The following is an 18,891-nucleotide window of genomic DNA, read 5'->3' as shown; positions in this document are numbered from 1 at the left end:
GGTGCGGTTTGGTATTCGGGGGTGCCTGCCGGCGGGTGTGAGGCCGGCAGGCACCAGGCGAGTGGGGTTAGCAGCAGTCTTGGTCGTCGCAGCAACCTGAGTCGCCGCAGGATCCGTTGGTCATGAGGTTCACCCCCTCCCCTGTTCCCGGTTTAGGCGTGGGTTGGTTCTTCGACTAACGCGGTGGCGATGCTGTCCGCGTCGTCCAGGGCGGCGAGGTAGCGTTCGGCGTCCAGGGCCGCGGCGCAGCCGGTCCCGGCGGCGGTGATGGCCTGCCGGTAGCGGTGGTCCACGGCGTCGCCGCAGGCGAACACTCCTGAGAGGTTGGTGACGGTGGTGGGCGCGTCGACCTTGATGTAGCCCTCGCCGTCCAGGTCCACCTGGCCGGTGAGCAGTTCGGTGCGGGGGACATGGCCAATTGCGACGAAGATCCCGGTGGCGGCCTGTTCGCGGGTCTCGCCGGTGACGGTGTCCGTCAGGGTTACGCCGGCGACCTTGGTGTCGCCGTGGATCTTGGTGATGGCGGAGTTCCAGGCGAATCGGATCTTGGGGTTGTCCTTGGCGCGCTGGGCCATGATGCGGGAGGCGCGCAGCTCGTTCTTGCGGACCACCACCGTCACGGTCCTGGCGAAGCGGGTCAGGAAGGTCGCTTCCTCCATCGCGGAGTCGCCGCCGCCGACCACAATAATGTCTTGCTCGCGGAAGAAGAAGCCATCGCAGGTCGCGCACCAGGAGAGCCCGTGGCCGCTGAGTTTCTTCTCCTCGGGCAGGCCGAGTTCCTTGTAAGCGGAGCCCGTGGCCAGGATGACCGCGGGTGCTTCGTGGGTCTCCCCGGCAGCTGTGACCACGCGCTTGAGGTGGCCGGTGAGCGTCACGTCGGTGACGTCGTCGAACACCACCCGGGCACCGAATTTTTCGGCCTGCTGCTGGAGACCGTCCATAAGTTCGGGACCCTGGATGCCGCCGGGGAAACCGGGGAAGTTCTCCACCTCGGTGGTGTTCATCAGGGCACCGCCCGCGGTGACCGCTCCGGCGATGACGAGAGGCGCCAGCCCGGCACGGGCGGCGTAGATCGCCGCGGTGTAACCGGCGGGGCCGGACCCGATGATGATCAGCTGTTCAGTCATGGTTCTGCTCCTACTTGGCTGCCGGGATGAGGGACGCGATCAGGTCCTCGATGCGGGTCTTGATCTCGTCACGGATGGGACGGACGGCGTCAACGCCCTGGCCGGCGGGGTCTTCCAGTTCCCAGTCCTCGTAACGCTTGCCGGGGAAGATGGGGCAGGTGTCGCCGCAGCCCATGGTGATCACGACATCGGATTCCTTCACGGCCTCGGTGGTGAGGACCTTCGGAATCTCGGCGGACATGTCGATACCGAGTTCGGCCATGGCCTCCACCGCGGCCGGGTTGACCTTGTCCGCAGGCTGGGAGCCGGCGGAGCGGACCTCGATGGCGCCCTTGGACAAGGTGGTGAGGAACGCGGCGGCCATCTGGGAGCGTCCGGCGTTGTGGACGCAGACGAACAGGACGGACGGCTTCTTGGTGGTTTCGGTGCTCACGGTTTCTCCTGGGATCAGTTGGGTGTGGCTCTGGTGTGATGAGGCTTTTGTCCCCGCACCGCCTTACTGACTAGACATTGATGATTGTCGATGCAGGAAGTATCGAACAATATATCGACGTTTGTCAATGTCTGTGGGGTTTCGGGCTTAGGCGGCATAAAGGCGGGGTGCGAGGTCGCTGATGCGGCGGGCGATCTCAGCGAAGGCGCCTTCGAAGGCGTCCTCGGTGTTCAGCCGGAGGGGATCCGGAACGGACCAGTGGATCCCACCCAGGTTGGGGATTTCCTCGTGGGCGTTATCGCACACGGTCACGATGAAGTCTTCATCGTCCGCCACGTCATCCAGCCGGCGCGGCGGAAGGTCTGCCAGGGCGACGCCGTGGCGGCGGGCGACATCAATCGCGCCCGGGGCAATGCGGTCCGCGGGGTGCGTACCCGCGGAGGTCGACGGGATCTCACTGACCTGGCTCCAGAGCGCGACGGCCAGTTGGGACCGGGCGCTGTTCCGGGTACAGACGAAAAGGATGCGGCGGGCCCCTTGTTCCGCGCCGGGCGTCAGGCCCTCCAGCGCCCCTGCAGCGAGCCGGATGTAGCTGCGGCGCTTATCCGCCTCAGAGCGGTGACGGGTGGTCAGGCCCGCGCCTTCAAGTGTGCGCAGGTGGTGGGAGAGCAGGTTTGACGACATTCCGAGTTCGGCTTGCAGTTCCGTGGGCGAAAGGTCCCCCAGGGTCAGCAGGTCCACGATTCGCAGCCGCGCAGGATCGGCCAAAGCGGAATGCCGTGCCACACGCGCAGAGAACGCGGCATCTAGTTCAATATCCATTGAGTCAATGATCATTGAAGCATAAGGATTAGTCAAGCGGTACCCGCTGATGCCGCCAGCCCCGGGAGGCCGGAGCGGGCGGCATCAGCAGATGGCAAAGCCGGACCCTCGAGGTCCGACCCGGAGAAGTCATTGGCTTATGCGCGCCCCTGGCCCGGCCGCCCACTGTGAAGCTGAGCTGATTCGGAGGCCGGCTCCTGTGGAAAGAAGCGCCGGCGGGCCCAGAGGGCCGCGTATACAAGCGCAACGAGGGCGGGCACTTCAATCAGCGGTCCGACGACACCGGCCAGCGCCTGCCCGGACGTGACCCCGAAAGTGCCGATCGCGACGGCGATGGCCAGTTCGAAGTTGTTACCCGCGGCAGTGAACGCCAGGGTAGTACTTTTCGCATAACCCAGGTTCAGCCAGCGGCCGATGGCCATGCCGGCACTGAAGACCACCAGGAAGTACACGAGGAGAGGAACTGCAATCCGGACAACGTCCAGTGGCCGCGAGATGATCGTTCCGCCCTGCAGGGCGAAGAGCAGAGTGATGGTGAAAAGAAGGCCGTAGAGAGCCCATGGCCCGATTTTTGGCAAAACTCGGCTCTCGTACCATTCGCGGCCCTTCGCTTTCTCGCCCAGGGTGCGCGTGAGGAATCCAGCCAGCAGCGGGATGCCCAGGAAAACCAGCACCGAAGCGGTAATGGCCCAGAAGGAGAAGTCGGCACTGGTCGTGGGAAGGCCCATCAGGGCGGGCAGCCATTGGAGGTAAAACCAGCCAAGCGCGCCAAAAGCGATGACCTGGAACACGGAGTTGATGAACACGAGCACGGCGGCCGACTCGCGATCCCCGCAGGCGAGGTCATTCCAGATCATCACCATCGCGATGCACCGGGCAAGGCCCACAATAATCAGCCCGGTCCGGTATTCGGGCAAGTCCGGAATGAAGATCCAGGCCAGGGCGAACATGAAAGCCGGAGCCAGGATCCAGTTAATGATCAAGGAGGTGACCATCAGCTTCCTGTCGGCCAGCACACGGTGGGCCTGATCATAACGAACCTTGGCAAGTACGGGATACATCATCACCAGCAACCCCACAGCGATCGGCAGGGAAACCTGACCGATCTTGACCGCCTCCAGTGCGGTGTTTAAACCTGGAACCATACCGCCCAGAAGCAGGCCGAGCGCCATGGCGGCGATGATCCAGACGGGAAGGAAGCGGTCAAGCGTGGAGAGTTTGCCGACAACCGCGGCATCTGCCTCCGGTGCAAGAATCCCGGCATTGGTGCTCATAGGTCTCCTGAGATCAGATTGATAAATATCGATATACACTCTCGCCAGTACATCGATAAATGTCAATTTGATGCATAATGGATGGATGAACTCGCTGTCCATCCTCGAACCGGTCACGGCTGAAGCTTGCTGCGCCCCCGCGGGAACGCCTGCCCTGGGCGCTGAGGAGGCGAAGCAGAAGGCCCTGATCTTTAAGGCGCTGGCCGATCCGAACCGGCTGCGTCTGCTCTCCATCGTCAAAGCCGAGGCGTCGGGCGAATCCTGCGTGTGCGACCTCACCGAGCCGCTGGACCTGAGTCAACCCACCGTCTCCCACCACTTGAAAATCCTGGTCGACGCCGGCCTGCTGCATCGCGAGAAGCGCGGTACGTGGGCGTATTACTCCCTCGTTCCCGGCGCGCTGGAGCAGACGGCTGGCCTACTGGGGTCTCTTTGAGCCAAAGTCCGGTGCCTGGCGTCATTGTCCGGCCGTCGCGGGAATCCGACTGACCCGAGGTCCAGCGGATCTACCGTGAGGCAATTGCGACGGGTCAGGCCACGTTCCGGATCGAGGCACCGGACTGGCGCCGTTTCCACGCTTCACGGCTTATTTCCCACCGCCTTTTTCCCTGAGAACGAGCCGAGCATGCGACTTCACCTTGCCCACGGGTTCAGGGTCGTGGGGCGGCGGGAAAAAATTGCCCGGATGGCCCATGGCCCTGCTACCGGCCAATGGAAGGACACCGTGCTGATCGAACGGCGTACACGGGTCCTTTAGATCTAGTGCTGCCAGTGCGGCGGCAGCGAAGCTAGTCCCTGGGAATTGACGACGCGACCGCACCCCAGGAGGACATCATGAATTCCGAGACCCCGACCACCGAGGCCCGGTTGCACGCGATGCTGGAGAACATCACGACGGCAGCCGCCAACACGCGCCAGGCGATGGACTCACCGGGCGATGAGAACTGGGTGCAGGACGGTGAGTCGGATGCCGAGTACCTGCGCTCGATCCAACGGGACACGATCGCCAGACTGGACGCCACCGCCCGGGACATCGAAGCCCTGCTGGCTCAGCGCCTGGACGGCTAGGCCGAAGCGACCGCAGCCCCCGCCAAACGTCGGCGGGGGCTGCGATCCGCCTCAAGCCGGCTGGGAGCTGAGTGCAGTCAGAGCCGACAACTTCTCTTCACCGGTGGGTTCTTCGGGCAGCAGCGGTATGAGCGCTACCCGGTCCGTCAGGGTGTGCACTTTCGCGATCTGTTCCATTTCGCTCGCGGCGCGGGCCTGGAGGAACGGCGTCTGCGGGTGCGCGGCCGCAATCGAGTTATTGATGACCCAGGCCCACGGATGGATACCAGCCCTCTTCAGGTCACCCTGCAGTTCTTCGGCTTCCAGCACCGGTGTCGTTTCGGCCAGCGTGACGAGAACGACCTTGGTCTGCACCGGGTCCTGAAGTCGCATCAGCGGCGTCACGAATCCCATGGTGTCGCCGACCTGGCGTGCGATCTCACGGTGGTACGAACCGGTGGCGTCCAGGAGCAGCAGTGTGTGGCCGGTCGGTGCCGTGTCGATCACGACAAAGTGCCGGCGGGATTCCTGGACTACCTTGGAGAATTGGCGGAACACGGCCACCTCGTCGGTGCACGGGGACAACAGGTCCTCGGCAAGGGCCGCACGACCGTCGTCGTCCAGGTTCCGGCCCTTGGTCTCCATCACGTGGCTGCGATATTCCTCGATAGCCGCTTCCGGATCGATGCGGGAGACCGTCAGGCCCGGAATGGAACCATGAAGTGTCTCGGTGAGGTGCGCCGCGGGATCCGTCGTCGTCAGGTGCACCGCATGCCCGCGTTTGGCCAGAGCGACCGCAATCGCGGCAGCGACAGTGGTCTTCCCGACCCCGCCTTTGCCCATGCACATCACCAGGCCATGGCCATTAAGCTCCACTTCGTTCACCAGCGCGGCCAGCGGGGCGTCCTCAACCTCGGCGTCCAGCGCGCCGGCATCGCTGATGTCCGCGCCGGAAGTGGCCGTAAACAGGGACTCAAGTGCCGGAATGCCGACCATGTTGCCCGGCTTCAGATCCAATATGTCGCGCGGAAGTGAAGCGACCGCCTCAGGAATGGCCGCGATGGCGGCAGCCTCCCGGGCGCGCAACGCCTGCGCCAAGTCCTCGTCCCCTGCCGTCTCCGGCAGGACACCGTTGACGACGACATAACCGCCGCCGATCCCGATCTGGTTGAGTTCGAGATAGGTCCGCTCAATTTCTGTCAGTGATGATGTCTGCGCGCGGCTGACCAGGACAAGCCGGGTCCTCGCCGGGTCAGTGAGGGCCTGGACCGCCTTGGCGTACACCTGCTTGTGCTTCTCCAGTCCGGACAACGGGCCCAGGCAAGAGGGGTCTCCCTTGCCGGCTGCGAGGAAATCGGTCCACGAACCAGGAAGCTGAAGAAGCCTGATGGTATGGCCTGTCGGGGCGGTGTCGAAGACGATGTGGTCATACTCCCCGTAGGACTTGTCGTCGGCGAGCAGGTTGGTGAACTCATCGAACGAGGCGATCTCCGTGGTGCAGGAGCCCGAGAGGCTCTCGGCGATGCCGACCAGTTCAGATTCGGGCAGCAGGCCCCGGACGGGCGCGATGATCCGCTCCCGGTAGGCCTCGGCGGCCTGCTCCGGGTCAATTTCCAGTGCCGACAGGCCAGGCACATCCTGGATGGGCGTGACGGTGTTCCCGATGGTCATGCCGAAGACCTGTCCCACGTTGGATGCAGGGTCGGTGCTGACCAGCAGGACCTTCTTACCGGCCCTGGCGAGCGTGAGGGCTGTCGCGCAAGCCACGGACGTCTTGCCCACACCGCCCTTGCCGGTAAAGAACAGGAACCGGGGCGTGTTCTCAAGAAACTTCACGTCAGAACCTAGCCGCAGCTCGCGGAGCCGCCGCAGCAGCCACCGGAGGTGTTTTCGGTAAGCCCGAGGTCCGGGCGGGACTGCTGCTCGACACCGGGTTCGCCCAGCCCGGCGAAAGTCAGCAACTGCCCCCTGCTGGGGTAGTTACCGGTGGCGACCGTGACGCCATCGACGATAGTGAGCGGAAGGCCCTTGGATCCGACCAGGTGCATGAAGCCGCGGACCGTCTCGTCCGCTGCGAACGCTGTTGGTTCGCTGGCAAGGTTGTGCCGGGCAATGTCCACACCGAGGCTCTGGAGGTGACGCACATCCGCAGTCACCTCCACCAAGGACTGGTCCACGTCAGGGCCGCACACGCCGGTGTCACAGCAAAGAGCGGATTCATAGATTCGGATAGCAGGCACGTCGTTCTCCTTGGCTTTTCGCGGTGGTTCGATTCGATACCGAAACACAGAATCCCACTCATTCATGCGGTCGCTCCGGCACGGACGCCCCCAAATGGGTGGAACCTTCCTCCAAGCATATCGATGATCGTCGATGCATGAAAGGGCAAAGGGAGGTGATCTTAACTACGACCGTTACTTTCCGAGGAAGAGTCGGTTCGCTAAAAGACCTACGCCCAGTCGGTCTAGGCCCTGGCCAACAATCTGACCCCGTCCGGACGCAGCTCACCCGCCGGCGATACGTGTCGATACAGAGTCTGGCGGGTGATTCCGAGTTCGGCGCAGAGATCGCCAACTTTGGTTTCCGGTTTGCCCATGGAGGCCATGGCGAGCCGGAGTTTGGCCGGGGTCATCTTGTAGGGGCGTCCGCCCTTGCGACCGCGGGCACGCGCCGAGGCGAGGCCGGCGAGGGTTCGTTCCGAGATCAATTCGCGTTCGAATTCGGCGAGGGCGGCGAAGATTCCGAAGACGAGCTTGCCGGACGCTGTGGTGGTGTCGATGGCGGCGCCCTGCCCGGTGAGAACCTTGAGTCCGATGCCGCGTTCGGTCAGATCATGGACGATGTTGACCAGGTGTCTCAGGTCCCGGCCGAGTCGGTCCAGCTTCCAGACCACCAAGGTGTCGCCGTGACGCAGGGCTTTGAGGCAGGCGGCCAGTTGGGGCCGGTCGTCCTTTTTCCCGGAGGCCTTGTCTTCGTAGAGCGAGCCAGTGTCGATGCCGGCGGCCAGGAGCGCGTCGTGCTGCAGGTTCGTGGTCTGGGATCCGTCCGCCTTTGAGACGCGCATGTACCCAACCAGCATGGCCACTCCCTCCGTCACGTATACGTTCGTTTAAGTGACGGCAGGATTCCCTTCCGATGCGAACTGGAAAGATGTCACTTAATCCGTTACTTATTCTACGTCAGGCAAAGGGTCTACCTCCTTCTGTTTGTGACAGAAAGTCGAGGGGTATCTGAAGCTCGGCGAAGGTGTCCCGAAGACCGCGGAGGGATTCTTCACTGCGGCACCCGCAGCGTGCGAAGTCGAAGAGGTGCTTCGCGACCACGGGATCCGTTTTGGCTGCTGCGATGCACGTGTCCAGGGTTGTGGTCACCTGGTTCCAGAGCTCGTCCAGTGTCGGCTGCTTCTGTGCACCGGCGGCGCCTGTCAGTGATCCCGGCGGGGTTCCATCGCTGATCGGTGCCTTCGGTTCGGGACGCAGAAGGTGCCCGGAGGTACCGAGGGCTGTCAAAGAGCCGTCTTCGATCATTTCCATCGCGGCGGCAGCGGCTTCGAGCAGTTGCTGCTGTCGGGTCCAGTGGAGGGTCTCGAACGGTTGCCATGAGTGCAGGCCGGCTCGGAACGGGTGGCCGCAGTGGTCCCAGACCCGCCGCACGTCCTCCAGCTGCCGGCCGTATCGTCCCTGGGCCGTGGTGAGTTCATCCAGCAGGGTCCGCAGCAGCCGAAACCATACCCCGGCGTGCACCGAGCGCCCGGGAAGGTCCACGAACCCTGTAGTTATTGCCTGCCAGGTGCGGCGGTCCAGGACGATTAGCGATTCCGGAAGTTCCCGCTGGTCATCGGCGGGAGTTGCCCACCTGATGTAGTCCGCGGGGTGTCCTTCGTATGTCTCCAACCTGCGCCGATGTGCCGGGCAGCTGGCCATGAGCGGCAGTTGCCAGAAGAGCAGTATCGTCGGGCCGGACTCCAGGCATTCGCGGCATCCCAGTCTGATCCCGCTTGTTGAGAGCCAGGGAACCCAGTTTCGAGGAGCATAAACAATGCGGCGCCCGGGTGGCAGGAGCAGCGAGAACTGGTGCACGTAAGTTTCGTAGGTGTCGGGTACAGGGGTGAGGGAGTCGAAGAGCCATGGCACCCAGGCAGCCATGGTCATGGCGCTTACGCGGCGCTGGTCGAGGCCCGCGCGTTTGGCGAGTTCGTCGAGCAGGTGCGGTGGCGGGTTCAGATCCAGCTCAGCGTCGTTGAGTTCCCGGTGACCGAGTCCGTGTTCGAGCAGCTGGTGGGAGTACATGCCGTAGCTGGCGGCTGTCCGCCGCAGCCAGGAGGATAACGACTCCGTTGCTGCAGGTGCCGGATGCAGGGGCCAGCGCTCCGGGGGTCTCACATCAGTTCGCGTTCGAACAAGCGGCGCCGTTCCGTGGGTCCTGCATAGTCGGCCATGACCAGGGTGCGGCGATTGATGCGCTCTTCACCGCTTTCCACCGCGGCGATCGCCGCGGTCGTCAAGAGCCGGGCGAGTTCGCCAATGGTTCCCTCACTTCGGGCGAGCAAGTACTGCGCCATATCGGCGGTAGCAATGTCCGAGGGGCGCTGCAGGGGCAGGGCGGCCGCGAAGCTGGCCAACAACGACAGGGTGTCCGCCCCGGTGTTCCACAAGGGAAGGACGATGGGTTCAAACCGGTTCTCCAGCTGATCATCGGAACGAACCGCAAGATATGCCTCCCGGGTGCCAACGCCGACGATCGGGATGCGCAGCTCGTTGCCCAGGAATCGCAGGAGATTGAGGAACTCCCGGCGGCTGTTGCCCTGTCCGGCGAGGACATTGTGCAGCTCGTCGATGACGAGCATGCGCACGCCCGTTAAGCGCAGCAGTTTCAGCGAGATCTGCTCCACGTCAGCCAGGCGCCGCCGTGGTTGAAGAGGCGCCCCAAGCGCCGCCAGGAGCGCGATGTAGAAGCGCAGCACGGAAGGCTCAGACGGCATCTGCACGCACAACACCGGAATGCTTTCCCGCTCTGGCTCGGCCACGGCCGGGTGCCCCCGGCGAAACTTTTCCACGATCATCGACTTGCCGTTGTTCGTCGGCCCGATCAGCAACAGGTTCGGCATCCGCTGTTTGTCCGGCCAGGACAGCAGGGACTCCAGGCGGGTCACCGCTTCCACCGCGCGCGGGTAGCCGATCCACCGGTCGGCGCGAATCAATTCAACCCGCTCGTTCGCAGGCAACCGTGCCGCGTCCCGCACACCCGGGTGCAGGTGGGACAACTCCGGTGCCTCGTACTCGGGCATGGTCACCACTGCTCGATCTGATCGAAAAGCGGCACCCGGGCCGCATCCGCGACCGTGTCCGATGCCTGCTCAGCAGTGGCTTCCGGCGGGAGTAATGGGGCCGGTGTCCCGGCCCGACGCGGCGTCACTGCATTGCGGCGCTCGGCGTCGCGGCGCATGCGCTTGGTAGTCTTCGAGGCAGTTCTTGCGATCTCCCGCATTTGCCCGATCGTGCGGAACAACGCCGCCTCATCCACTTGCGCTACGCCGCGCTCGTGTAGCCGCGCCAAGGCGTGCCGGTGCTCCCACAGGCTCACAGACGGGTTAGCCATCGTCCGGTAAGGAACCTCCACATAGTGAGCCCCCTCCGGTTCCAACACCCAGATTCTGCTGATGTCCCTGGGATCCCGGCGGATGAGGAACGGCCCAAGCGTTTCGCGCCGGCTGATCCACGGTTTCAGCGCATTCGAGAAATAGTGGACATGGTCGATGACGAAACCCGTCCTCGTCAGGGTACGCCGCACGACGGGAAGGAAATCGACAAGGAACGCTGTCGGGTTCGTGGCAACCGGCGGCCGCCCCGTCACCGCCGCCCCTTCTGCCCACCGTCCAGCCGGCGTCTGCCCCAGCATGCTGTGCATGGTGCCGTGGTAGCTGGTGACGGCAAGGGCCATCCATTTCTCCAGCTCACGCAGGGTCAACGCCGCCTCTCGGTCCGAGTCATAACGGCCCCGTTCGCTGGGGTTGGAAAAGGTGGTCCCGGGAAGTTCGTGAATCTGCTTCATGGCAGTGCCGATCAGGCGTTCCACGATCCCGCCATAATGAGGCCGGCCCAGCGGACGGTAGGCCAGCTCGATACCGTGCTGATCGCATCCTCGCCGGAGCGCCTCGCTCTTGAATTCGCTGGCATTATCTAGGTAAAGCAGTCTCGGCTTCCCGCTCATGGGCCACCCCGCATCAATACCCAGACCTTCAAGCCATGGTCTTTTGTCAGTCCCGGCATGCGCCAGGCACAGCCCGACCGACACCGCGGAGGGCGCCTCCAGAGTCACAACCATGCCTATGATGCACCGACTGTAAACATCGATCGCAACAGTCAAATACGGACGACCAATCGGTCGCCGCTCCCGCTCGTCAACAACGACCACGTCGATGACCGTGTGGTCGATCTGCACCCGCTCCAAAATCGTGCCGACGACCGGCACCTCGTCCCCAGCAGACTGCAGCGGCCGCACCGCATCGGGCCCTCCCCTGCGCCGGCCTACCTCAACCGGATTCAACGCCCGGATTCGCCGTTCCACCGTGTTACGGGCCGGGACAGGAAGCTGCCGTGCGCGGCAGGCCGCAGCAATATCCCGATACACCACCGCCAAAGTCCGCCTCTGCCGCGTCAGGAACTGCTTCCGCACCATCACCCGGACGAGGTCTTCGACCTCCTCTGACAGCCGTACAGTCCCTTTCCCTCCGGAGGAACGGCTAGGAGCCAAATCCGTCAACAAACCAGAACCACCGCGATGGCGTCTGATCAGCACGTACACCTGGCGCCGCGATACGCCCAACGCCGCGGCCGCAGCATCAACCGCTGCCCTGCCAACAACCGTGCGCGCAGCCAAGGGCCCGATCACGGCCGAAACCGACTTCGTCCGATCCCAGAGAACATCCGGCATCGTCAACGTTCCCGGCTCACGAATCGGCGCCGATTCCGCATCCACTCCGACACCTCCCTCGGCGTGCAGAGGAGTAGTAAGCAAAAACGACCCTAGTGCAGAGGAGTACGGAAAAACCAGTGCTCAACACCCGCCTGCACAACCGCGAAAACAGGCTGCCCGCTGTGCACGCGAGTATGGAAAATGACAAATGAGTCGGCTGGGTTGTAGCAAATACGGTCGTTTATGAACACGCGTCCGGTTGGCTGTGGGGTGCCACACGGTGGCGAAATCAACGATGAAAAGCCAGGTTCAAGCCGGGGACGTCATTTCCCCGCCTCCTGCGGAAGCGATGCGCGAATCAAGTCGCTCAGGGTCGCGCCGACCTGATCAAGTGCTTCAGCGGTTCCCGAGGCTCGGCACAGCGCGACGGACCCCTCAACGGCGCAGACGATGAGGATCGAGAGCTCATCGGCCCGGTTCCGTGCAACACCGGCCTCACGCAGGCTACTCGCCAGGAGCCCGCACCAATCCGCGAACACCGCCGACGCAGCGGCTACGGCTTCCCCCGAATCGCCGTCACGAGGTTCGGTCACCGCAACCGATAGCACCGGACACCCAGCGTCGAAACTGCTTTTCTCCAGAATCCCGCGCCAAACGGACAAGAACGCGTCGAGCCCCTCAGCCGGACCTGCCTTCAGTGCGGAACCAAGTGTTCCCGCCACCTGAGCACCGGCGAACTCGACAGCTTCACGCGCCAGCTGGCGCTTGCCGCCCGGGAAATAGTGATACGTGGATCCGAGCGGGGTCCCGGCATGCTTGGCCAGTTCCCTCATGCTGGTCGCGCCCAGCCCGAGCCGACTCAGAAGATCAGCCGCTCCCAGAACCATCCGCTCTCGGGAACCCGTCACGGACATGCTTCGCCTCCTCGATTTGTCACGCCAACATTCGCTCACCTAGTGTATATGACAGTCGTTATATATCAATCGTCATAGGAGCTGCCATGCCCGCTCCCTGCACCAGGTTCACGGAGCACCAGACGTAACGAATCTCCTCAACACGAATCCCCAAAGAACGGATCTCATATGCGCGAGTTGAACTTCCTCAGCACCGGCAAGCTGGACTGGATTGAACGAGACAACCCGGAAGTGATCAGTGGCGGAGACGCGATCGTGCGTCCGATCGTCGTTAGCCGCTGCGACGGTGACACCCTGCCGATCCACCACCGCGTCTCGCGGGCGATGCAGGCCGGGTTGAAGGCCGGATTGATCGACCCCGCTGTGGGAAGCATCTGCGGTGCCGTGCCATTCCAAGGACCATTCGCCATCGGACACGAAGCGATCGCAGAAGTCGTCGAAACCGGTTCGGACGTGAAGGGCATCAGGGCCGGCGACAAAGTTGTGGTGCCCTGGTCGGTCTCATGTGGTCGGTGCGAGACGTGCCGCCGCGGCCTGACCTCCAAATGCACCACTGTCCGCGACGGACGCACACTCGCCGCGTACGGGTTCGGACCGGCAAGCGGCCCCTACGGAGGCATGGTCTCGGACCTGTTTCGGGTCCCATTTGCCGACCACATGCTTGTCCCGCTTCCCGATGGGCTCGACCCGCTGCGGGTCGCCGCAGCCAGTGACAACCTTTCCGACGCGTGGCGAACCATCGTCCCGCACCTGAAGGCCCGACCCGACGCGAAGGTCCTGGTAGTGGGCGGCGGCGCTAAGTCGATCGGCCTTTATGCAGCAGGCCTGGCCGTCGCACACGGCGCTTCGGTCATCGACTACGTCGATACCAGCCACCGGCGCCTTGAGGTTGCAGATTCCCTCGGAGCCAACGCCCATCAGCGCCCCAAGAGATCCGCCATTCCCGGGCCCGCCTACGACATCGTCGTCGAGGCCTCCAGCAGCACCGCCGGCATCCGCCATGCCATCCGCGCCACCGCCCCCGGCGGGATCTGCACAGCAGTCGGCTATTACGTCGGCACCAACACCGGAATCCCCCTGATGCACATGTACGCCAACGACATCACCCTGCATCTGGGCGTCTCCCACCCCCGCGCCGTCCTGCCCGAACTCCTGAACTGGGTCCACCACAACAACTTCCCCGCCGAAAGAGTCACCAGCCACCTAGCCGACTTCGACGACGCCCCCACCGCGTACGCCCAACACGCCACCAAACTCGTCCTGCACCGCCCCGCCCTCATCCAGAACTGAGCAGAAGGAACACGAATATCCCGCCCCCAGTGCGGGTCACAAAACAGCGCGATGGCGCGTCGTCAGCCGTTTTCGACGCCAGGAGTCTCATCCAGCCATCGGGCCATCGTCAGAGTTTCAAAACCGTGGGGAGACGACGGGGCAGACCACTAATTTTGGTGCGGGCCAACGAGTCCAGATACGAGCTCCGCCAGCTGCCGACCCCGTAGATCGACCTTTAGGGACTACCACCACATGACGATCTTTACCACCAAATCAGACGTTGCCAAGGACGGAGCCCCGGACAGCAGCGCCGCTCATCATGGCGGCAGTTGTCTGCACGGTACTGGGCGGCGGCGGGTCACCGCTCCCATTTTCGACTAGCTCAAGACCGATCGCAGACCCCAGCTGGCCAAGGAGCGGAAAATCCACAGGCGAACGGTTCGAAACCGCCAAACGGAGCTGTGAAAAAACCGCCATTCTCAGTTAACAGTCACAACGAGTTATGTGACGAACTTTGGATTCGCTAAGAGTTACGATCGGGTTGTCACTTTAACGAGCGTATAAATCACAGAGGAGAACCGTGGTGCTGGTCGGATATATGCGGGTCTCCAAGGCCGACGGCTCGCAGTCCACAGACCTGCAGCGCGACGCGCTTCTGGCCGTCGGCATCGACACTGGCTCTCTTTATGAAGACAGGGCCTCCGGGAAGAAAGATGACCGGCCCCAGTTGGCTGCCTGCCTCAAAGCCATGCGCCGCGGCGACACGTTGGTTGTCTGGAAACTCGACCGGCTGGGCCGGGATCTGCGGCACCTGGTCAACATCGTCCACGACCTGACCGAACGGGGCATCGGACTGAAGGTACTCACCGGGCAGGGCGCCGCCATCGACACCACCACCGCCTCCGGAAAACTCGTCTTCGGCATCTTCGCCGCCCTCGCCGAGTTCGAACGCGAACTCATTTCCGAGCGCACCCTGGCCGGGCTGGCCTCGGCACGAGCGCGTGGCCGCAATGGCGGACGTCCTTACAAGATGACCCCGGCGAAGCTTCGTCTCGCCTTGGCGTCAATGGGCCAGCCTGGAACCAAAGTCAGCGACCTCTGCACCGAACTCGGGATCACCCGCCAGACCCTGTACCGGCACGTCTCACCCACAGGGGAACTGCGTCCGGACGGTGAGAAACTTTTTTCCAGATAGTCTGCCGGGCAGTGAATGGGAAACGGGAAGGGGCCTAAGCCTATGGTTCAGCGCCGTGGGGCGGCTACTTGTCCCCCGCCGCTGTCCTAATACTCTCTGGGTCAGCCTGTGGGGCGGCTGGATATGTGGTCAGCGGGGCGCATGCGAATGACCACGATGAAGCCGGAGAGCGCAGTCAGGCCGGCGACGGTCAATACGGCTGCCGGGATGCCGTAGGCGTCGGCGATGAGTCCCGAGAGCAGGGCGCCGACGGCAAACCCGCCATCGCGCCACAGCCGGTAGATGCCGACTGAACGTGCCCGCCATTCGGGGTGGGCGACGTCGCCGATCGCTGCAAGCAGCGTGGGGTAGACCATGGCGGTGCCGGCACCGAGCAGGACGGCGGCGGCAAGCCAACTTCGAAAGTCATTCCCGAAGGCAACCATGCCCAGCGCCAGGGCTTGGACGAGCATGCCGCCGGCAATCAGTGGTTTGCGCCCGGTCCGGTCCGAGAGCGCGCCGGTGACCAGCTGCCCGGCGCCCCAGACGGCCGGGTAGGCGGCGGCGAGGATGCCGACGCGTTCGATGCTGAGCCCTGCGGCGGCGAACAGGACAGGGAACAGGCCCCAGGCCAATCCATCGTTGAGGTTGTTCACCATCCCGGCCTGGCTGACGGAGGACAGGGACCTGTCACGGAAGCTGGTCAGCGTGAAGACGGAACGGTTGCTCAGCCCAGCCTGGCTGCCGGCGTGGACCGGGACATGGGCGGCGGCTTCGGCCTTGGCGTGGTGGTGTGTTTCGCGGATGGTCAGCACGGACAGGCCGAGGCCGACTGCGATGAAGGCAGCGCCGAGCAGGAACGGCCCTGGACGGAGCCCGAAGGTGGCGGCAACGTAACCGGTGGCCAGTGCGGTGCCGGCGACGCCGAGGTAGCCGGCTGCTTCGTTCAGCCCCATGGCCAGGCCGCGGCGTTCGGGGCCGACGAGGTCCATTTTCATCATCACGGTGGTGGACCAGGTCAGGCCCTGGCTGAAGCCCAGAACCACGTTGGCTGCGACGATCCAGCCCCAGGATGGCCCGTAGATCAGCAGGACCGGGACCGGGAGGGCGATGAGCCAGCCCGCGACCAGGACCGGTTTGCGGCCATACCGGTCCGAGAAGGTTCCGGCGAAGTAGTTCGTGACGGCCTTGGCCAAGCCGAACGCCAGGATGTACGTCAGCGCGGACGTGTACTCATCGAGGTGGAAGACCTTTTCGGCGAGCAGCGGCAGGACGGTGCGTTCCTGGCCGAGGGTGCCGCCCACGAGGGCGTTGACGGCGACGAGGAGCATGAACTGGGCCAGGTTCTGCCGCAGTCCCAGCGTGATGGCCTCTGTCGTTCGAGGCTGCCGGCGGGTGTTGCCTGAGATCACTGGCGGGTCCTGTCGGTCTTAGGGGTGCGGGCATCGGGCTGATCCGACGGCGGTGCCCTCAGTGGAGCGGGCCGTTCACCCGCCCGGAGCCGGTTGATTCTGAACGCACCTGCACCGGCCCGTCCCGCATCGCCACACCGGAGGTCCAGAGTCAACGGTTGCAGAGCCATGTGTTGCGGTGATGGGGTTTTTCGCCCGGTCGCTGGCTGGTCAGCGGGCTTGGACGGTGGCCATCATGCCTTGGTCTTCGTGGTCCAGGATGTGGCAGTGGATCACGGTGCGGCCGGGGAAGTCGTTGAAGGCTACCCGGACTTTCACCCGGCTGCGGGCGGGGACGTTGACCACGTCCTGCCAGGTGGGTTTGGTTACGTCGCGGTCGCCGTCCTGGATGACCTGCATGGGCCATACGTGCAGGTGGATGGGGTGGTCCATGGGGCTGGAGTTGGTCAGGGTCCACTCCTCCACGGTCCCGGCCGCTGCCGTCTCGTCGACCCGTTCGGGATCAAACTTCCGCCCGTTGATGGTGAAGGCCATCATGCTGCCCATCCCCGTGCCCGAGCCCATGTTTCTGTTCATGCCCGTGTTTGCGTTCATGCCCATGGCGAAGTTCAGGGTGCGGGCGGCTGTAACCGGTTCGTTCCGCAGATCGCGCAGGGGCCGGCCTTCGGGCACGGGCCCGGGGTCAGTGCCCGCGCTTCCCGACACGGCCAGGGAGAGCAGGTCGACCGGGCCACTAGCGGATTGGTTGCCACCCCCCATCATGGCGTTCATGCTGCCGCGGTCCACGGGTGCCGCTGTGAGGGTGGAGGATCCGTCGCGGGTTTCCACGAGCAGCTCTACGCGGTTGCCGGGGGCGAGAACCACTTCGGTGACGTCCTCGGGGACCGTCAGGCGTCCGAGGTCCCGGCTGAGCAGCCGCAGCTGCTGTCCGTCTAGTGCTAGGCGCAGGTAGCGGGAGGGGCAGGCGTTGATGATCCGCCACCGCTCCCGTTCTCCGGGCGCGGCGCGCAGTTGCGGGCGGAGCTGGCCGTTGACCAGGACGATCTGCCCTTCACGTCCCATCATCTGCTGCATCTGGTCCGGCTGGGCAAGGTTGCCATTGGCGTCAAGGGACAGGTCGGAGACCACCATTACCCTTTCCCGGGTGACCGGGACCGCGTCGGGGTCCTCCACCACGATGGCGCCGTAGAGGCCGGCGGCGACCTGGTCGGCGACGTGCCCGTGGCGGTGGGGGTGGTACCAGTAGGTGCCCGGCGGGTGGGCGCCGGGCAGGGTGAACTCGTAGTCGAAGGACCCGCCCGGGTCAATGCTGACGAAGGGGTTGTCGCTGTTGCTCTGGGGGGAGACGTGCAGTCCGTGCACGTGCAGGTTCGTGGGAGCCTGCAGCCCGTTGCGCATGGTGATCCGGATGGTGTCGCCCGCGCGGACCCGCAGGGTCGGCCCGGGCAGGGAGCCGTTGAATGCCTGGACGTTGGCCTCCTGCCCGCCGACCTGGACCCGTGCCGGCGCGGCGGTCAGGTCCAGTTCCAGCACCCGGTCGCGGCTGGCCAGCACCTGGGGTTCGGTCAGGTCCTGACCCCCGGTGTGTCCGGATCCGGGGCCGGGGCCGGTGGTCAACCACAGCCCGGCGCCGCCGACAGCCGTGGCGCCGGCCCCGGCCGCACCCAGTGCCAGCAGCTGGCGGCGTGTCAGCGGCCTCACCGCCCGTCCTCCTCCAGCATCCGACGCCGTTCCTGGTATTCTTCGGTGCTGATCTCCCCGCGGGCGTAACGCTCCTCAAGGATCTCCCGGGCCCGGGCAGGGCCCGCACCCGGCCGTGGTGGTCCTTGCCCATCGGTGGGGGCGTTGCCGCCGGCGTTGCGGGTGAAGGCTTTGACCAGCACCACTGCGAGCAGGATCACGCCGGCGATCAGCAGGATCCAGAAGATCCAGGCTAGCCCCATCCCGCCCATATCAAAGCCGTTCATCATCAAAGGGTTTCCTTATTTCTTGTCATGCACGGCGAGTCTCTTGTCGTGCACGGCGAGGCCGTGCCTGACCGTGCGTTCTCAGGGGGCCGTGCGGGGGCGGTGGTCCTAGGCCTTGGCTGACTGGCGGGAGTTGTGCCAGGCGTCCCAGGCGGCGTAGCTGCCGTCGAGTTCGACGACGTCGTACCCCGCCCGGCGCAGGGCGCTGGCCGCGACGGAGTTCCGCACCCCGGACTGGCAGTAGCTTACGATGGTGCCCTCGGCGGGGAGTTCATCCAGGTGCCACATGGCGCGGCCGCCGCTGAGCTGGTATGAGCCGGGCACGTGCCCGGCGGTGTGCTCGGTGCGGTTGCGGACATCCAGGACCATGGCGGTGTCGAACCCGTCGAGTTCTTCGGGCTGGATCAGCTTGGGGGTGAAGGTGGGCAGCCCGTCGATGCTGGTGACGTAGCCGGCGACGTTGTCGATGCCCACGCGGACCAGGTGGTCCCACATGTCCATGGCCTGGTCCTGGTCGTTGGCCAGGAGCACCAG

At 64.5% G+C, this 18,891-nt stretch carries 19 protein-coding genes; 4 read left to right on the top strand and 15 right to left on the bottom strand.

The genetic code is table 11. The features are described from left to right. Positions 1-152: 152 nt before the first annotated feature. The 4 genes from trxB to arsB all read right to left on the bottom strand — a co-directional run bounded on the left by trxB (position 153) and on the right by arsB (position 3,656). Positions 153-1,127, bottom strand: a complete 975-nt coding sequence (gene trxB, locus PV772_RS22055) for a thioredoxin-disulfide reductase (RefSeq protein WP_347887566.1) — start codon at positions 1,125-1,127, stop codon at positions 153-155. Between the two features lie 10 nt (positions 1,128-1,137). Then, positions 1,138-1,560, bottom strand: coding sequence for an arsenate reductase ArsC (locus PV772_RS22050; protein WP_347887565.1), 423 nt, complete (start codon positions 1,558-1,560; stop codon positions 1,138-1,140). 147 nt (positions 1,561-1,707) lie between these two features. After that, positions 1,708-2,382: an ArsR family transcriptional regulator gene (locus PV772_RS22045; protein ID WP_347887564.1), complete on the bottom strand. Its 675-nt coding sequence runs from the start codon at positions 2,380-2,382 to the stop codon at positions 1,708-1,710. A 137-nt stretch (positions 2,383-2,519) separates the two neighbouring features. Continuing rightward, complete coding sequence (arsB, locus tag PV772_RS22040; RefSeq protein WP_347887563.1) at positions 2,520-3,656, bottom strand: ACR3 family arsenite efflux transporter; 1,137 nt, start codon at positions 3,654-3,656, stop codon at positions 2,520-2,522. Positions 3,657-3,741: 85 nt separating this feature from the next. Between arsB and PV772_RS22035 the strand changes: the two genes are divergently transcribed. Next, the gene (locus PV772_RS22035) at positions 3,742-4,092 is read left to right on the top strand and encodes a metalloregulator ArsR/SmtB family transcription factor (protein WP_347887562.1); all 351 of its coding nucleotides are present in this window, start codon (positions 3,742-3,744) and stop codon (positions 4,090-4,092) included. 398 nt (positions 4,093-4,490) lie between these two features. Continuing rightward, positions 4,491-4,724: a hypothetical protein gene (locus PV772_RS22030; protein WP_347887561.1), complete on the top strand. Its 234-nt coding sequence runs from the start codon at positions 4,491-4,493 to the stop codon at positions 4,722-4,724. A 51-nt stretch (positions 4,725-4,775) separates the two neighbouring features. Here PV772_RS22030 and arsA read toward each other — a convergent pair whose 3' ends face one another. From arsA to PV772_RS21995, 7 genes are all read right to left on the bottom strand, one after another. Continuing rightward, a complete protein-coding gene (gene arsA / locus PV772_RS22025) occupies positions 4,776-6,539 on the bottom strand; it encodes an arsenical pump-driving ATPase (RefSeq protein ID WP_347887560.1) in 1,764 nt (587 codons plus the stop codon). Positions 6,540-6,547: 8 nt separating this feature from the next. Continuing rightward, positions 6,548-6,943 (bottom strand): arsenite efflux transporter metallochaperone ArsD, encoded by a 396-nt coding sequence (arsD, locus tag PV772_RS22020; RefSeq protein WP_347887559.1) that lies wholly within the window; start codon positions 6,941-6,943, stop codon positions 6,548-6,550. A 224-nt stretch (positions 6,944-7,167) separates the two neighbouring features. Next, a complete protein-coding gene (locus PV772_RS22015) occupies positions 7,168-7,782 on the bottom strand; it encodes a recombinase family protein (RefSeq protein ID WP_347887578.1) in 615 nt (204 codons plus the stop codon). Positions 7,783-7,882: 100 nt separating this feature from the next. Beyond that, positions 7,883-9,085, bottom strand: a complete 1,203-nt coding sequence (locus PV772_RS22010; protein WP_139030515.1) for a TniQ family protein — start codon at positions 9,083-9,085, stop codon at positions 7,883-7,885. Then, a complete protein-coding gene (locus tag PV772_RS22005) occupies positions 9,082-9,990 on the bottom strand; it encodes a TniB family NTP-binding protein (RefSeq protein WP_139030514.1) in 909 nt (302 codons plus the stop codon). The genes PV772_RS22010 and PV772_RS22005 overlap by 4 nt, the downstream gene beginning before the upstream one ends. Positions 9,991-9,992: 2 nt before the next feature. After that, positions 9,993-11,681 (bottom strand): Mu transposase C-terminal domain-containing protein, encoded by a 1,689-nt coding sequence (locus PV772_RS22000; RefSeq protein WP_139030513.1) that lies wholly within the window; start codon positions 11,679-11,681, stop codon positions 9,993-9,995. A gap of 260 nt (positions 11,682-11,941) precedes the next feature. After that, entirely contained in the window at positions 11,942-12,532 is a 591-nt protein-coding gene (locus PV772_RS21995; protein ID WP_310258591.1) for a TetR/AcrR family transcriptional regulator, read from the bottom strand. Between the two features lie 168 nt (positions 12,533-12,700). Between PV772_RS21995 and PV772_RS21990 the strand changes: the two genes are divergently transcribed. Together PV772_RS21990 and PV772_RS21985 are read left to right on the top strand one after the other, a co-directional pair. After that, the gene (locus tag PV772_RS21990; protein ID WP_310258593.1) at positions 12,701-13,822 is read left to right on the top strand and encodes an alcohol dehydrogenase catalytic domain-containing protein; all 1,122 of its coding nucleotides are present in this window, start codon (positions 12,701-12,703) and stop codon (positions 13,820-13,822) included. A 565-nt stretch (positions 13,823-14,387) separates the two neighbouring features. Further along, on the top strand, positions 14,388-14,999 hold the full coding sequence (locus PV772_RS21985) for a recombinase family protein (RefSeq protein ID WP_347887558.1): 612 nt from the start codon (positions 14,388-14,390) through the stop codon (positions 14,997-14,999). A 101-nt stretch (positions 15,000-15,100) separates the two neighbouring features. Here the strand turns inward: PV772_RS21985 and PV772_RS21980 are convergent, their stop codons facing one another. From PV772_RS21980 to PV772_RS21965, 4 genes are all read right to left on the bottom strand, one after another. After that, positions 15,101-16,309: an MFS transporter gene (locus PV772_RS21980; protein ID WP_347887577.1), complete on the bottom strand. Its 1,209-nt coding sequence runs from the start codon at positions 16,307-16,309 to the stop codon at positions 15,101-15,103. Positions 16,310-16,600: 291 nt separating this feature from the next. Further along, positions 16,601-18,091, bottom strand: coding sequence for a multicopper oxidase family protein (locus tag PV772_RS21975; protein WP_347887557.1), 1,491 nt, complete (start codon positions 18,089-18,091; stop codon positions 16,601-16,603). Continuing rightward, positions 18,088-18,360 carry an SHOCT domain-containing protein gene (locus tag PV772_RS21970; protein ID WP_139030518.1) on the bottom strand — a complete coding sequence of 91 codons (273 nt, stop codon included), beginning with the start codon at positions 18,358-18,360 and terminating at the stop codon, positions 18,088-18,090. The genes PV772_RS21975 and PV772_RS21970 overlap by 4 nt, the downstream gene beginning before the upstream one ends. A 105-nt stretch (positions 18,361-18,465) precedes the next feature. Continuing rightward, positions 18,466-18,891 (bottom strand): rhodanese-like domain-containing protein (locus tag PV772_RS21965; RefSeq protein ID WP_347887556.1); only part of this gene is annotated, 426 nt, incomplete at its 5' end.

Origin of the sequence: Pseudarthrobacter sp. CC12 (genome assembly GCF_039907755.1) — a bacterium.
GTDB classification, from domain to species: domain Bacteria; phylum Actinomycetota; class Actinomycetes; order Actinomycetales; family Micrococcaceae; genus Arthrobacter; species Arthrobacter niigatensis.
The sequence above is the reverse complement of the archived record's forward strand: the minus strand, read 5'-3'. Positions and strand labels throughout refer to the sequence as shown.

Bases quoted from the DNA above. Each gene is read 5' to 3' on its own strand.
- trxB (WP_347887566.1), bottom strand. From the start codon at position 1,127: ATGACTGAACAGCTGATCATCATCGGGTCCGGCCCCGCCGGTTACACC.
- PV772_RS22045 (WP_347887564.1), bottom strand. From the start codon at position 2,382: ATGGATATTGAACTAGATGCCGCGTTCTCTGCGCGTGTGGCACGGCAT.
- arsB (WP_347887563.1), bottom strand. From the start codon at position 3,656: ATGAGCACCAATGCCGGGATTCTTGCACCGGAGGCAGATGCCGCGGTT.
- PV772_RS22035 (WP_347887562.1), top strand. From the start codon at position 3,742: ATGAACTCGCTGTCCATCCTCGAACCGGTCACGGCTGAAGCTTGCTGC.
- PV772_RS22030 (WP_347887561.1), top strand. From the start codon at position 4,491: ATGAATTCCGAGACCCCGACCACCGAGGCCCGGTTGCACGCGATGCTG.
- PV772_RS22015 (WP_347887578.1), bottom strand. From the start codon at position 7,782: ATGCTGGTTGGGTACATGCGCGTCTCAAAGGCGGACGGATCCCAGACC.
- PV772_RS22005 (WP_139030514.1), bottom strand. From the start codon at position 9,990: ATGCCCGAGTACGAGGCACCGGAGTTGTCCCACCTGCACCCGGGTGTG.
- PV772_RS21995 (WP_310258591.1), bottom strand. From the start codon at position 12,532: ATGTCCGTGACGGGTTCCCGAGAGCGGATGGTTCTGGGAGCGGCTGAT.
- PV772_RS21990 (WP_310258593.1), top strand. From the start codon at position 12,701: ATGCGCGAGTTGAACTTCCTCAGCACCGGCAAGCTGGACTGGATTGAA.
- PV772_RS21980 (WP_347887577.1), bottom strand. From the start codon at position 16,309: ATGCTCCTCGTCGCCGTCAACGCCCTCGTGGGCGGCACCCTCGGCCAG.
- PV772_RS21970 (WP_139030518.1), bottom strand. From the start codon at position 18,360: ATGATGAACGGCTTTGATATGGGCGGGATGGGGCTAGCCTGGATCTTC.